This window comes from Rhodococcus sp. NPDC057135, from assembly GCF_042670865.1.
GTDB lineage: Bacteria > Actinomycetota > Actinomycetes > Mycobacteriales > Mycobacteriaceae > Rhodococcus_F.
The window spans coordinates 1-14723 of sequence record NZ_JBHUUU010000004.1 but is presented as its reverse complement, the minus strand read 5'-3'; the positions used below and the strand labels follow the sequence as shown (position 1 = coordinate 14723).

Annotated in this window: 12 protein-coding genes and 1 pseudogene; 8 read left to right on the top strand and 5 right to left on the bottom strand. The window is 62.4% G+C overall.

The features are described from left to right. Positions 1 to 50 precede the first annotated feature (50 nt). From ACFT1A_RS08110 to ACFT1A_RS08100, 3 genes are all read right to left on the bottom strand, one after another. The gene (locus tag ACFT1A_RS08110) at positions 51 to 941 is read right to left on the bottom strand and encodes a universal stress protein (protein WP_378446557.1); all 891 of its coding nucleotides are present in this window, start codon (positions 939 to 941) and stop codon (positions 51 to 53) included. Between the two features lie 49 nt (positions 942 to 990). Beyond that, the gene (locus ACFT1A_RS08105) at positions 991 to 2526 is read right to left on the bottom strand and encodes a CYTH and CHAD domain-containing protein (RefSeq protein ID WP_378446556.1); all 1536 of its coding nucleotides are present in this window, start codon (positions 2524 to 2526) and stop codon (positions 991 to 993) included. A gap of 75 nt (positions 2527 to 2601) precedes the next feature. Next, positions 2602 to 3525, bottom strand: a complete 924-nt coding sequence (locus ACFT1A_RS08100) for a pseudouridine synthase (RefSeq protein WP_378446555.1) — start codon at positions 3523 to 3525, stop codon at positions 2602 to 2604. Positions 3526 to 3665: 140 nt separating this feature from the next. Here ACFT1A_RS08100 and ACFT1A_RS08095 point away from each other — a divergent pair, with 140 nt between their 5' ends. The 8 genes from ACFT1A_RS08095 to ACFT1A_RS08060 all read left to right on the top strand — a co-directional run bounded on the left by ACFT1A_RS08095 (position 3666) and on the right by ACFT1A_RS08060 (position 13269). Then, complete coding sequence (locus ACFT1A_RS08095; protein WP_378446554.1) at positions 3666 to 5693, top strand: CocE/NonD family hydrolase; 2028 nt, start codon at positions 3666 to 3668, stop codon at positions 5691 to 5693. 62 nt (positions 5694 to 5755) lie between these two features. Further along, positions 5756 to 7000 (top strand): DUF6986 family protein, encoded by a 1245-nt coding sequence (locus ACFT1A_RS08090; RefSeq protein ID WP_378446553.1) that lies wholly within the window; start codon positions 5756 to 5758, stop codon positions 6998 to 7000. 3 nt (positions 7001 to 7003) lie between these two features. Continuing rightward, entirely contained in the window at positions 7004 to 7990 is a 987-nt protein-coding gene (gene alc / locus ACFT1A_RS08085) for an allantoicase (protein WP_378446552.1), read from the top strand. 16 nt (positions 7991 to 8006) lie between these two features. Then, positions 8007 to 8951, top strand: a complete 945-nt coding sequence (puuE, locus tag ACFT1A_RS08080; protein ID WP_378446551.1) for an allantoinase PuuE — start codon at positions 8007 to 8009, stop codon at positions 8949 to 8951. Between the two features lie 172 nt (positions 8952 to 9123). After that, positions 9124 to 10035, top strand: a complete 912-nt coding sequence (locus ACFT1A_RS08075; RefSeq protein ID WP_378446952.1) for an SDR family NAD(P)-dependent oxidoreductase — start codon at positions 9124 to 9126, stop codon at positions 10033 to 10035. A 1-nt stretch (position 10036) separates the two neighbouring features. Beyond that, a complete protein-coding gene (locus ACFT1A_RS08070; protein ID WP_378446550.1) occupies positions 10037 to 10957 on the top strand; it encodes a ferritin-like domain-containing protein in 921 nt (306 codons plus the stop codon). Continuing rightward, on the top strand, positions 10954 to 12441 hold the full coding sequence (locus tag ACFT1A_RS08065; RefSeq protein ID WP_378446549.1) for a flavin-containing monooxygenase: 1488 nt from the start codon (positions 10954 to 10956) through the stop codon (positions 12439 to 12441). The genes ACFT1A_RS08070 and ACFT1A_RS08065 overlap by 4 nt, the downstream gene beginning before the upstream one ends. Before the next feature lie 75 nt (positions 12442 to 12516). Further along, positions 12517 to 13269, top strand: a complete 753-nt coding sequence (locus tag ACFT1A_RS08060) for a MerR family transcriptional regulator (protein ID WP_378446548.1) — start codon at positions 12517 to 12519, stop codon at positions 13267 to 13269. Between the two features lie 44 nt (positions 13270 to 13313). Here ACFT1A_RS08060 and ACFT1A_RS08055 read toward each other — a convergent pair whose 3' ends face one another. Both ACFT1A_RS08055 and ACFT1A_RS08050 read right to left on the bottom strand, forming a co-directional pair. Next, the gene (locus tag ACFT1A_RS08055) at positions 13314 to 14069 is read right to left on the bottom strand and encodes a methyltransferase domain-containing protein (protein WP_378446951.1); all 756 of its coding nucleotides are present in this window, start codon (positions 14067 to 14069) and stop codon (positions 13314 to 13316) included. 82 nt (positions 14070 to 14151) lie between these two features. Continuing rightward, positions 14152 to 14723: pseudogene (locus ACFT1A_RS08050) on the bottom strand (mammalian cell entry protein); the annotation flags it as partial.

The window sequence follows — 14723 nt, the reverse complement described above, 5'->3', positions numbered from 1 at the left end:
GCTGTGCGCCTTTATTAACCGCGGGGGGTTAATAAAGGCGCACAGCAGATTCAGGCACGGCAGATCATGACCGGTCCCGGCGCGTGGTGCAGTAGATTCTGGCTGGTCGATCCCATGACGGTGCCCGCCATCGCACTGCGCCCGTGACTTCCGACAACTATCAACTGCGCGTCGTCTGCGTATTTGAGCATGACCGGGGCAGCGGCGCCGGGTTCACTGATGCGGGTGACCGGCACGTCCGGGTACTGGTCGGCCATGCCCGCGAGATTCTCTGCCAGCAGCGCCGATTCCTCCTGTTCGACGGCCTCCCAGTCGATCAGAATTCCCGCTCCGCCTTCGCGGAAGGTGGACGAACCCTGCCAGGTGTGGACTGCGATGAGCGGCGCGTCGAACTGATCGGCATAACGAAACGCGTACTCGACGGCCTTCTTGCTCAACGCGCTTCCGTCGACTCCGACGATGACGGGACGCTGATCCGGACCGGGATTCTGTGCCGAACCACGCCACACGGTGACTGGACAGGTTGCATGATTGGCCACCTTCAGTGCGGTCGATCCGAGCAGCCGTGAGCGCAGTGCACCCGATCCGGTCGACCCCATCACGATCAGGCGTGCGGTACCCGAGGATTCGAGGATATGCGTCGACGCCGGCCCTGGCGCGATCTCGGATTCGATGGTCAGTTCCGGGAATTCGGCCGAAATCACTGTGGCGGCGGCCTCGACGATCGCTTCGCCGTCTTCGCGGATCTGGCTGAGGAACTGCGACTGCAACATCACTGCAGCGGGACTGTAGATCGGACCCTCTTGCGGCAGGGCGTGCGCCAGAATCAGTCGTGAATTCACCGCGTTGGCGATCGAGGCTGCCCACCGGGCCGCGGCCGTGGAGGCCTCGGATCCGTCGATGCCGGCGACGACATCCTGGTGTCCTGCAAGTGTGTTCATGTCTACTCCCTCTGAAATGATCGAGATCGGTCGACTGGTTACAGCGAAGTCACCAGAGTGACGACGCCGACTTCACGGCTTCCTTCCACGTCTTGCGCAGCAGGGTTGATTGCCCGTCGGCGATTTCCAATTCCCGCCGATAGGCCATGCCCAATCCAAAGCTGGTCAAAGAAGTGTGTTCCTGCTCTGCGGCAATTTCGAGCAGATGATGTTGGGCGACAACGGAATCCTGATGCTCGCCGAGAACGTCCTGGAAGTGGCTGAAATGCTTCAGGGCGCGCTTGGCTCGACTCTTCGACACGGGTTCCATGACCTCGATCGCGTACTTCATCCGCTTGGCTCCCTTGCGTGCGCGGTGCATGCGCTCGTCACGATCGGTGCGGGTATCGGCGTCGAAGACGTGATCGACTCGCTTACCCACCTTGTGTGCCAGGTGGCGCAGGGTATGAGCCAATTCTCGTGCCGACGCCTTCTTTCCCACGCGGTGCGCGACTGTGTCGAACTCGAGATCGCCGACGTACTCGTCGAGACGATCGAGCAGCGTGGTGTATCGCTCGGAATCGAGCGCCTCGAGGGCAGTTTCCTGTGCGGTTTCACCGCGTGCCGAGAAGAACTCGTCGACTCGAGCTCGCACAGCTTCTCGTTCGGGCATCTCGTCGATTTCGCCGAGGCGTTCCACAAGACGCTCCCACTGGACCTCGACGTCGCGGGCGTCGCCGAACTTTCCACCGATCCATCGCAGATCCGTGATGAGATCGTCGGTCTTGGGGGAGTGTCCGGCGTACGACTGGAGAGCGCTTCGGATGCGACGTGCTGCGACCCGGAAATCGTGAACGGCTTCGTCGTCGGCCCGACGCGTCCCCAGATCCGCTGCGACCAGTGCGCGCTGTTGTTCGATGAGGTAATTGCGCAACAGAATCCGCGGGTTCGACGCTTTGCCCGTGGTGACCTCGTGGCCGACGTACGGCGTGACCGAAGTGCCCAGTGCTCGTTTGAGTTTGGACGGACTCGCAGAACGCTCGAGTCCGGCGTCCAGTAGAACCGACTCGATGGCGTCGGCGAGGTCTTGTCCGCCTGCACCTTGTTCGACCTCGACTTCTTGCCACGTCGACTCACCGGAACCGTCTGCCTTGCAGGCGATGACGGTGTCGGAGACGACTTCGGCAAGCAGCACACCGTTTTCGCCGTTGAGCCTGGTGCGCTCCCGATCGGTGATGATCAGGGCGACCGGCACCAGATCGTGACCGCGGATGATCGCCCGGATCAGACTCGACAGCGGCGAGGGCACATCGGTGCTCTCGTCGGGAGGAAGCTGGATTTCGGTTCGAGTGTCCTGGCCTGCGGGAAGTTTCATGTGCCATCCCGCGTCATCGCCGCCTTCGCGCTTGCGCAGCGTGATCTTCTCGGCGAGCAACCGGTAGTCGGCGGTGTCGAAGTAGGTGGCAGAGAGCTGTATCGAGTCGTGGACCGGTTCGCCGACAACACCGGGAAGCCCGCCCAGTGCGGGAACTTCCTGTTCGGCGGGCGCCTCGTACTTACGCTCGATCTCCCGTACGGCTTCGGGTACGTCAGCGGTCTTGCTCATCTGGTCTCCTCTTGCGGTGCGGTCTGCGCTTCCATCCTCCCGGTATCGGACGCACAGTGGAAGGGTCCGGGGTTCCTACGGCGAGTCGCCACGGGCTGATTCGTCCGGCCAGGACAGGGTCCGCCTACTTTCGAACCGTTGCAGACGGCCGGTAGTCGGATCCTCGAACTCGAGTACCTTCGACAGCAGGCGCAGAGGATTCGAATAATCCTCTGCGGCAACGTCGTAGAAGTCGGGATAGAAGTTGTCGCCGTGGATCGGTAGCCCGAGCGAGGTCATGTGCAGGCGAAGTTGATGAGTCTTGCCGGTATGGGGGATCAACCGGTACCGCGCGAAGCCGTCCCGCGTCTCGATCAGTTCGATTCGCGACTCGCTGTTGGGCTCGCCCTCGATCTCCTCGGCCTTGAGTACCCCGCGTTCTTTCACGATGCGACTGCGCACGACTGCGGGGGTGCTCACCTGAGCGTCGTAACGCGCGATGGCCTCGTACTCCTTGGCGACGCGGCGCTCGGCGAACATGGTCTGGTAGTCGCGCCGGGCCGCCTGATGCACGGTGAACAGCAACAGTCCCGCCGTAACGCGGTCGAGGCGATGAGCTGGACTCAGCTCCGGTAGATCGAGGTCCCGACGCAAGCGGACCAACGCCGATTCGGCGATGTATCGGCCGCGCGGGGTGCTCGCGAGAAAGTGCGGCTTGTCCACGACAAGGATGTTCTCGTCCCGATAGAGGATGTCGATCTCGAACGGCACCCGCGTTTCGACGGGAGGGTCGCGGTACAGGTAGACGAACCGCCGGGGAGCGTAAGCGCTCGTCTCGGTGATTCCGACGCCCTTCTCGTCGACGACCTCCCCGGCTGCGACTTTCTCCCGCAGGCGGACGGCATCCTGGGGAAACCGTTCGAGCAGGTAGTCGAGCGTCGTCGCCCACATGCCGTCGTCGGGCTGACGGATGCGACTGGGGTTCAGGCCGTCGCGGACGGGAAGGGGTGATCGTGACACATCTTCAAAGCTAGCCGTCCGGTCGGCATTCAGACCTATTGACGACATATGGGACGGAAGTTACTATCCGGTAAGTTCGTGACACCGGTCACTGTCGTGGGGGCAGGGCTGGGTCATCACAACAGAAAATTGGGGTTTTCGTGAGGACACGACTTCTACGTCGAAGGTCGACAACGATTGCGGTGGGGCTGTGCGTCGTGGGGTTGACGGTGCCGAGCGCCGTCGCTTCTGCGGATCCGACGGGAGGGTCGGACGGGCAGGCCTGGCTCGCGGCAACGGAGGCGACTCCGCAGTATCCGGGGGTCTCCATCGAGTGGGACGTGCCCATCACGATGAGTGACGGCACAGTTCTGCAAGCGAATGTGTACCGACCGGCGGATGCATCCGGGCGGGCCGTGGAATCGAGGACGCCTTCGGTCCTCAACATCACGCCGTACACGAAACTGCTGGACACGCTGGTGGATTCAGCTCTCTCGATCCCGCAGGTCGGAGAGACGTTGATGGACGTGGCGAACTCGCTCGACCTTGCGGCGCCGTTCGACGGTGTGTCGGAGTTGACGGGGGTCATTGCCGGCGGAGGTGCCAGGGTGCTCGGCGTCAACCGTGATCTGGTCCAGAACGGGTATACACAGGTTGTGGTCGACGCACGTGGAACCGGCTTCTCCCAGGGTAATTGGGACGTGCTCGGCAAGCGTGAGCAACAGGATTCGGTCGAGGTCATCGACTGGATGAGCAAGCAGGGGTGGTCCGACGGGAAAGTAGGGATGGCGGGCATCTCCTACTCCGCGATCAACTCGGTGCAGGCGGCGAGCAACAATCCACCTGCACTGAAGGCGATCTTCCCGGTCGAACCGGGCAACGATCTGCTGCGCGACATCGTCGGGACCGGTGGCGGCCTCGGAGTCGGGTTCATGCCGTTGTGGTTGACCGCGGTCAACGGGCTCAAACTCGTCCCGAACGTTCAGGACATCCTGCAAGGAAACTTCGATCCCCTGTGGTTGGCGAGCCGCCTCGAGGATCCGGGAACGCTGATTCCCGAACTGGTGCAAGCGATGACGGCTCAGCGAATCGAGGACGTGTCACCGTCGACTCTGCAAGTCGCGCAAGACGGTCAGTTCTATCAGGACCGGTCCGCAGACGTCGGAAACATCACTGTTCCGACGATGGTCTACGGCGGGTGGCACGACATTTTCGCCAACAGTGAGCCGCGGATCTACAACGGAATAGATCTGCCGCCCGGACAGAAGCAGTTGATCATGGGGAACGGCTATCACGTCACTCCCGGTGGTGGGTTCGGCAAGGACGGTGCGCCGCCGCGCCTCGACGTGCTCGAACGTGCGTGGTTCGACAAGTGGCTCAAGGGCATCGACAACGGAATCGATCGATACGGTCCGGTGACGATGTTCCAGCAAGGTGGCGGATGGATCACGGACGATCAGTTCCCGCGAGCGGGTGCGCGCTACGAACGTATGTATCTGAACTCCGCGCCCAGCGGTACTGCCGCCCACGCGGCGTACGACGGTTCCCTGACCGACGACCTCCCCAGTGCCGCAGCACGATTGACAGTTGCACCCGGACTGCGAGGCTTCTGCTCCGGTGACGGAACCCAAGGAACGGCCGGTATCTCCGTGGTGCTCGGTGCGTCGTGTTCCAAGGATTCCCGATTCCAGGAAGCGGAGGGTCTCACGTTCACCGGTGAGGCAGTGACCGAGCCGACCACACTCTCGGGCCCGATCAACGTCCATCTCGAGACGGTCCTGGACGCGGCGGACGGATTCTGGGCAGCGACGGTCAACGACGTAGCGCCGGACGGAACCTCGACGCCGATCACGAACGGCGCACTGACCGCGTCGCTCCGGGCGGTCGACGATTCCAAGAGCACCCGCTCGGCCAACGGTGACTACAGTGAACCGCACCACTTTCTGACGATCGACACGCGTCAGCCGGTTGTTCCCGGAGAGGTCACCACCGTCGACATCAACATGCTCCCGACTGACGCAGTGCTGCAACCGGGGCACCGACTTCGCGTCGACGTCTACGCTGCCAGCGTGCCGCGTTACCTGGCCCTCGGGCCGATGCTCGCCGACAGCCAACTCAAGCCGCAGCACATCGAGTTGGCTGCAGACCGGCCGAGCTTCGTCAACGTTCCCTTCGTCGGGGGTCGCTGACCCGGACTGCGACGGCGGCGTGAGAACCTGCGGGTTCGCGGAGGTTCTGAGAAGATCGTCCGATGACAGAATCCCGACTCTCCGCCGCCGTCCATGATCGTCTGGACGAACTTCTGGACCCGGTGGACGAGCGGCTCGCGGCGCAGTACCCGGGAAACCGTGACGGGATCCAGCCGGTGCACACGATTTACGTCAGTGCCGCTGATGCAACCGTCGACACCCCTCGTCTCTGGGGCGAGCAGGCGATTGCGCTTCTCGATTCTCACGCGCATGTGTTCGCCGATCTCGATACCGAGAATGCACTCGCCGATGTGCGAGTTCAACTCGGCCGCAAGCCGGTCCAAGACTTTCGAATAGATTTCGAGGACGGATACGGACGCCGCAGCGACGAGGAAGAAGACGCTGCAGCGACGTCGGCCGGGCGGACACTTGCGGCGCTCAGCGCTGATCCTGCCGGGCCGAACTGGGGTGGCATCAGGTTCAAGGGGCTGCCGGCCAGTGAACGTCGGCGCTCGATCAGGACGCTCGAGTTGGTGCTCGACGCAGCCGGCGGAGTGCCGGACGGATTTGTATTCACCGTCCCCAAACTGCGCGCGGTGGAGCAGGTCACGGCGACGGTGTTGCTCTGTGAAGAACTGGAGAAGGCTCACGGACTCGAGCCGGGTTCGCTTCGGTTCGAGTTGCAGATCGAGAGCCCGCAGGCAGTCATCGCTGCCGACGGAACGGTGGCTGTTGCTCCGGCCATCCACCGCGGTGCCGGTCGTCTGACCGGTTTGCATTACGGCACTTACGATTACAGTGCGGCGTGCGGAATTGCATCGCGCCATCAGTCGCTCGAACATCCGGTGGCAGATCACGCAAAGGCTGTCATGTTGGCTGCTGCCGCGCAGACCGGCGTGTGGGTGTGCGACGGGTCCACTCAGGTCGCGCCAGTCGGGAGTGCCACGGCAATCCGCGACGCGATCACTCGGCACCATGGGCTCGTCACACGATCCCTGGAACGCGGTTACTACCAGGGCTGGGACATGCACCCCGGCCACCTGGTCACCCGCTGGCTCGCCACCTTCGGTTTCTACCGCAACGCGCTCGGCGCCGCCGCCCCGCGCATCCAGTCGTACCTGGGGCGCCAAGGTGGCGATGTGATGGACGAACCCGCAACCGCACAGGCTCTGGCGGCGGTGGTTCTGCGCGGGCTCGACGCGGGGGCCTATCCGGAATCCGAGGTTCTCCGGCTCGCGCCGAGCGCCGACACCGACGCACTCCGCCATCTCGTAGGACGCACCGCACCGATCACAGGAGAACACTGACCGATGAGCACCACCGAATTCACCTTGCTGCCCGACCTGGCACTGCGCACCCTCGGCGGAGCCGTCATCTGGGCCAACGACGAGGCATTCGCCGAGCGTGAGGCCCTGATCCGGCCAGGCAAGGCCGGCTACCAGCCGGCGACGTTCGGGCACAAGGGGCAGGTGTACGACGGTTGGGAGACACGTCGTCGCCGCGCGGCAGGTCATGACGAGGCTATCGTGCGCCTCGGTGTTCCCGGAGTGGTGCGAGGCGTCGTCGTCGACACTGCTTGGTTCAAGGGCAATTACCCTCCCGAGATCTCGGTGGAGGCAATTTCCGTCGACGGGTATCCGGATCCCCTCGACCTCGCCGGCTCCGGCGAGTGGACAACCATCGTCGAGCGCTCGACCGTGCAGGGCGACTCGGAGAATCCGTTCTCGGTGGCGTCGGAGGAGCGGTGGACACATGTCAAGCTGACCATCTACCCGGACGGCGGCGTGGCGAGATTTCGTGTTCACGGTGAAGCGCGGCCGGACCCACGTTTCCTCGACGCCGGGCCGTTGGACCTCGCAGCACTCGAAAACGGTGGCCGCGTGACCGATTGCTCCAACATGTTCTACAGCTCACCGCAGAACATCCTGTTTCCCGGACGCGCTGCTTCGATGGGTGACGGGTGGGAGACCGCCAGGCGCCGCGATGACGGAAACGACTGGGTACAAGTACAACTCGCGGGTGAAGGCGTGTTGAGCTTCGTCGAGATCGACACCTCGTATTTCCTCGGAAACAGTCCGGGTGAGGGCGCTTTGGCCGGCCGAACGACGGAAGGGGAGTGGATCGAACTGTTGCCGCGCACGACGCTGCGTCCGGATACGCGTCATCGCTTTCCGATCGAATCCGAAGTCCCGGTCACCGATGTCCGTCTGGACATCTTCCCGGATGGTGGCCTCGCGCGACTGAGAGTCTTCGGCGTATTGACCGACGCTGCTCGCGCTGTGATTTCCGGGCGCTGACGGTAAAGTTGTTGGCATGAGCGACTATCCGCGTGAGAACTATCCCCGGGACGCCTATCCCCGGGACATGGTGGGATATGGGCCTCATCCGCCGCACCCGCACTGGCCCGGCGACGCGCGGATAGCTGTTCAGTTCGTCCTCAATTACGAAGAGGGGGCCGAGAACAACGTCCTGGACGGGGACGCGGCTTCGGAGACATTTCTATCGGAAATGACTCCGGCAGAAGCATTTCCGAATCGCCACATGAGTATGGAATCGCTGTACGAGTACGGCTCTCGGGCCGGGCTGTGGCGTGTTCTCCGGACCTTCGAGCGACGGAACCTGCCTCTCACAGTTTTTGCGGTGGCGCGTGCGATGCAGCGTAATCCGGAAGCTGTCAGTGCTTTTCAGGAATTGGGTCACGAGATCGCGTGCCACGGGCTGCGGTGGAAGTCTTACCAATCCGTGGACATCGAACGCGAACGCGCAGACATGGCCGAGGCAGTCCAGATCCTGCGAGATCTGACGGGTTCGACGCCCCTCGGTTGGTACACCGGACGCGATTCACCGAACACTCGCGAACTGGTGGTCGAGCACGGCGGCTTCGTCTACGACTCCGATTCTTACGCAGATGATCTGCCGTACTGGGTCGACGTGCCGCGTGGCGCAGAGTCGGTGAAGCACCTGGTCGTTCCGTACACGCTCGATACCAACGACATGCGTTTCGCCTCTCCCGCAGGATTTCCCAGCGGCGATCAGTTCTTTGCGCACCTTCGTGACGCCTTCGACGTGCTGTATGCGGAGGGGACGGCCGGATCGCCGAAGATGCTCTCGGTCGGGTTGCACTGCCGCATAGTCGGCCGCCCCGCCCGTGCTGCCGCTCTCGAACGATTCTTGGACCATGTGCAGTCGCACGAGAAGGTCTGGGTCGCGCGGCGCATCGACATCGCCGAGCACTGGAAGTCCGCGCACCCCGCTTAGGGGTCACGGTCGGTCGACAAAAGACTTCATTCGAGCAGGTGGGGGTACTCGTTCGACCGCCGCGCATCGCGCCATCGAATTCTAGGCCATTGACAACTGGCACGGTTGTGGATGACTCTTTGTAGATGGAGAAACACACAGCAGTCGAAGCGTCTTCACGGTGAGCCGACCAGTGTCAACCAAGAAGCCGACCAAGAACCGCGGATCGACGTTGTCCCACAATGCCCGCGCGGTGGTGACCGGCGCCGGCAGCGGAATCGGCCGTGCCTTTTCGTTGGAGTTGGCGCGTCGAGGCGGTGAGGTGATCTGCGCGGATATCTCGCTGGAGCGGGCCAAGGAAACAGTGGCACTCATCGATGAGATCGGTGGTACCGCACATGCCGTCCAATGCGATGTGTCGATTCGGGATCAGGTTCAGGACCTGGCGTTGTTCGCGGAACTCGAACTTGCGGGACCGCTTTCGCTGGTGATCAACAATGCCGGGGTCGGTATCGGTGGAAAACCGGTGGGTGAGATCGGTTTCGACGATTGGGAGTGGGCACTCGGGATCAATCTGTGGGGTGTCGTGCACGGCTGTGAGATATTCGCTCCACAACTGCGTGCCAGCGGCGCCGGGGGATTCATCAACGTGGCCTCGGCCGCCGGGTTTGCGGCTGCGCCGCTGATGGCGCCCTACAACGTCGGCAAAGCGGCCGTGATGTCGCTCTCGGAGACCTTGTCTGCTGAACTTGCCGGTACGGGAGTGCGGGTGACGGTGCTGTGTCCGACCTTCGTCAAGACAAATGTTGCTCGCGACGGTCGAATCACCGCGGAAGCAACACAATTGGCGCAGGCGTTGATGCGGCGAACCGGCTTTTCGCCGGAGCGGATCGCCGTCACCACTCTCGACGCCCACGACAAGGGGCGACTCTACGTGGTGCCGCAGTTCGACGCGAAGGTGATCTGGCGACTCAAGCGGTACCTACCCGTTGCATACACGTGGGGCTGTGGAGTTCTCAATCGCTTTGCACCGAAACAGAAGTCGGGATCATCTGGAACCTCGGCGGTGCCGGATACGAACCCGCTGAGCACGAAAGGAGCGTGACATGTCTTTCGATTTCGACGGAATGCTGCAGAAGATCAAGGACCGCCAATGGGCTCTGGTGGACATCGACTGGGATGCTCCCGGTGCCGAGACGATCAGCCCAGAGCTTCATGCGAAGCTGAAACCGTTCATGTCGGACCTGATGTGGATCGAGAACGTCGGTGCCCGCGGCTTCGCTGCGATGGCTCTCAAGGCGCCGACTGAAACTCTCCGAGACATCTATCGGCATTTCCACGCCGAGGAACAGAAGCACGCCAACGCCGAACTCGCGCTGATGCGTAGGTGGGGAATGCTCGACGGCGACGAGATGCCCGAGCCCAACATCAACGTCAAGCTCGTCATCGACTGGCTGGACAAGCATTCCGACGGTTTGTCTCTCTCGATTCTCGGGACCGTCATACCGATGCTCGAGGTGGCGCTCGACGGAGCCCTGGTCAAGTTCATCATGGACGAGATCGAGGATCCGGTCTGTCAGGCCGTGTTCAAGAAGATCAACGCAGACGAGTCCAGGCATCTGGCGGTGGATTTTGCGGTCATCGAGATGCTCGGGCACTCGACGACGCGCAAGCTCGTTGTCGAAACCGTCGGTGCCTGGATGAATCCGGCGTTGATCATCGGGACACTTCGTTACATCCCGTTGCTGAACAAGATGCGCGACAACATCGTCGACATGGGAGTGAACGAGGAACGGCTCTACACCGCGATGAAGCGGTTCAGGAACGTAGGCGAACGGAGTCCGGCCGCGCTCCGCGTCCCGATGTATCGGGTGGTGAAGTGGCACGGCAACATGGTCATCAATCGCAACCATCCCTACCATCTGCTTGCCGATCGGATGGTCAAGGCCACGGGCCGACTTTCCGGCAGCAGACTCAATTCCGAGCCGACCTGGGCCAAGGAACTGACGTACGAGCCACTCGCATGAGTACTGCCGAGCCGCTGTCAGTGGCGATCATCGGTGGAGGTTTCGCAGGAATCGGAGCGGCGATTCGGTTGAAGCAGAACGGTATCGAGGACTTCGTCATTCTCGAACGGGGCACGGAAGTCGGCGGGACGTGGCGTGACAACACGTATCCGGGCGCTGCGTGCGACATTCCGTCCCGTCTGTACTCGTACAGTTTCGCCCCGAATCCGGACTGGTCGCACACCTACTCGGCGAGCGCGGAGATCCTCGGCTACATCCGAACGATGGTGAAAGAGTTCGGCCTCGATTCGAGAATTCGGTTTCGGTGCAACGTCACGGGCGTCGAGTGGGACGAGCAGACCGGCGCCTGGACGATCGCGCTCGAGGGCCGTGAAGCGGTCGTTGCCCGGACCGTCGTCATGGCGTCGGGTCCGCTCGCGAACGTCAGCTTTCCTGCTGTTCCGGGTTTGGAGAGCTACGAAGGACACAAGATTCACAGTGCTCGCTGGGACCATGACTACGACTTCACCGACAAGCGAGTCGCAGTGATCGGAACCGGCGCCAGTGGCGTCCAGATCGTCCCGGAACTCGTCAAAACTGCACGATCTGTGAAGGTTTTCCAACGAACCCCCGGATGGGCATTGCCGCGAGCAAACCTACGCACCCGATCGCGGACCAAGGAGTTGTACCGTCGTCATCCGGGCGTCCAGACTCTGGCGCGTCGGGCTTGGTACTGGGGACACGAATCGGTAGCGCTCGGGGTGGTCTGGGAATCCCCGTTGACGAGGGTGGTGGAAACAGTCGGGCGTCTTCATCTGCGTATGCAGGTGAAGGATCCGTGGTTGCGGCGACAACTCACTCCCGACTTTCGGGCAGGGTGCAAGCGGTTGCTGATGACCAGCGAGTATTACCCGGCTCTCCAGCAGGACAATTGCACACTCGTGACCTGGCCGATTGCGAGATTGGCCCCACATGGCATTCGCACGGTCGAAGGGATCGAGCATCAATTCGACTGCATTGTGTTCGCCACCGGCTTCGACGTTTGCAAGACCGGAACACCGGTCCCGATCATCGGAAGGGGCGGACGTGTGCTCGCAGAGGAGTGGAAATCGGGGGCGCGTGCGTACAAGAGCATCGCGGTATCCGGTTACCCCAACCTGTATTTCACCTTCGGACCCAACTCGGGTCCGGGGCACAGCTCCGCCCTCGTGTACATGGAAGCGCAACTCGACTATCTCGCCCAAGCGATCAAAATCGTCCTCGAGCGCGACCTCAAGGCACTCGATGTTCGTCAAGATGTCGAAGATGCGTACAACGTCGAGTTGCAACGGCGGCTGTCGAAGACCACGTGGAACTCTGGATGTTCGAGTTGGTATCTCACCGACGAAGGTTTCAATGCCACGATGTTTCCCGGTTTCGCGACCCAGTACGTGAACCAATTGAAATCGGTGGATCTTCGGGACTACACGAGCACAGTGCGCGAGAAAGACACTGCGCAGACCTGATCCCGGGTTCTGACAGGCCTGGTGTTGCCACTAAGTTGGAATCGTGACGACCGACGCGGCAGAGGAGACGAGGCGGTGACCGAGTACCGCATCGACGATCTCGCGCGGGCTGCGGGCACCACCTCGCGGAACGTACGGGCATATCAGGAACGCGGATTGCTTCCTCCGCCGGAGAAGCGGGGGCGGGTAGGCATCTACGGCGACGCGCACCTCGAACGCCTCAAACTGATCGACACACTTCTTCAACGAGGTTTCACCACTGCGCATATCGACGACTTCATCACCGGGTGGGAAACCGGGAAAGACCTGACAGAGGTGCTGGGTCTGCAGCACGCGGTCACCGAACCATGGTCCCGCAGTGACACCGTGAGTATCGAGATGACAGTCGTACGCGAATTTCTCGGGGGCGATGCGGATGGTCAACTGGATCGTCTCGTAGATCTCGGACTGGTACAGATAGAAGGAGAGAACTGCGTTTTCACCGATCCTGCTTTGCTCAGCGGGTTTTCGAGTCTCCTCGAATACGGTTTTACTCTCGATCAACTTGTCGATGTGCATGAAAAGCTCCACAACGCCGTGGACGGGATCGCCAAAGACTTGATTCAGGCGGCGAAGGATCGCATCGTCGATCAGCACGGGGTCGGTTGGCTCCCGGAGGGCGACGAGGTTGCCGGAACAGCCGAGATGCTCCAGACGATGCGTGAACTCGGTGTGGCGTCGGTACATTCGGCACTGGCCCGGGCGCTCGACGCGAACCTGCAGCGTGAACTCGGCGACTACCTTGCCGCTGCGATCGGCTCGCGGAGCGACGCCGACGAGTCGAACTAGCAGATTCGATCAGGTTCGGGACGCGCTGCCGCGTCGCGGTGCTCTCAGCTCTTGCGTGCCTCGATCAGGAATCGACTCGAGTACGCGACAAACGATCCGTCGCGACGGATCTGCGTGTCGAGTTCGCGGAGTCGGTCTCGGTACAGCGCCACGGTGAATCCCGGAACCATCCAGATCACCTTGCGTAAGAAGTAGACAACGGCGCCGATGTCGAAGAATTCCATGCGCAGACGCTCGAAACGAAGGTCGACGATGGTGAGCCCGGCCGCAATCGCGTCAGCACTTTCATCCTCGTAGTGCCGTCCGCGACGAGCCTTCGGCTGGGGTCCGAGAAAGTACTCGACGAGTTCGAACACGCTGGCGTGACCCACATGTTGGGCGAAGTACGTTCCCCCGGCTTCGAGCACGCGCGCGATCTCGGACCACCACACTGTCGCGGGGTGCCGGCTGGTCACCAGATCGAATGCCGAATCGGCAAACGGTAGCGGTGGCTCGTCTGCGTCCGCGACGACCACCACACCTCGGGGACGCAGAAGGGCGGTGGCCTTGGCGACATTCGGTGGCCAGGATTCGGTAGCTGCCATCACGGACGGGAGTGATGGTGCGGCGGCAAGGACTTCGCCGCCGCCGGTCTGGATGTCCAGCGCAGCGCCGGCACGGCCGAGACGTTCACTCATCAGTCTCTGGTACCCCCACGAGGGACGCTGCTCGGTAGCGCGCCCGTCGAGCCACGAGAAATCCCACCCGTCGACTGAGGCGGATTCGGCTTCGGCTACGAGTTCGTCGAAACTTCGTGACATCCCCTGTGGCTTGCCCTCAGGCGTTCCTTCTGACATCACATCATCATCGTCGGCGAGCACTGACGGTGCCAGTCGTTTACGGCTACTTCGGGGTGGCGCCGAGCATCGGTGCAAGTTGGGTGGCGATCGGATTGAGATCGAGCTTGTCCGGGTCCACCTTGGGCTTGCCGTCCCACGGCTGCGAGGTGTTCGGATCGGCGAAGGCGATGCGATTGGCGCTGCGGACACCCGTTTCACTGCCCTGAGGTGCCTGGCAGTTGGCAGCGGTGTTCAGTGGGAAGTCCTGTGTGGTGTCGTCGAAGTTCGGGTCTTTGCGCTTCATCTCGTCGAGGATCGCCATGGTCCCTTCGTATCCGACGGTGCACGAGAGCGGGTTGTTGGTCTCGAGCACCAAGCCGAGGTGCACGGTTCCATCTGCTGGTGCCACGGTGGGCGCTGCCCCGGCGAGCGCAGGGAGAAAAAGCAAGAAGGGCTGCAGGGTAGGCACTGTCGGTGCGGCCGCCGATGCAACGGCGGCGAGGTTGGAGAGGTTGGTCGTGAGCGCGGGGCCGGCTTCGGTGACGAGTGCGCCGACTTGGTCGCTGGCCGGTATGCCGTTGTCGATCACGCGTCGGATGTCGGGGTCGCTGGTGCGCAACTGCGCGGTCAGTGCGT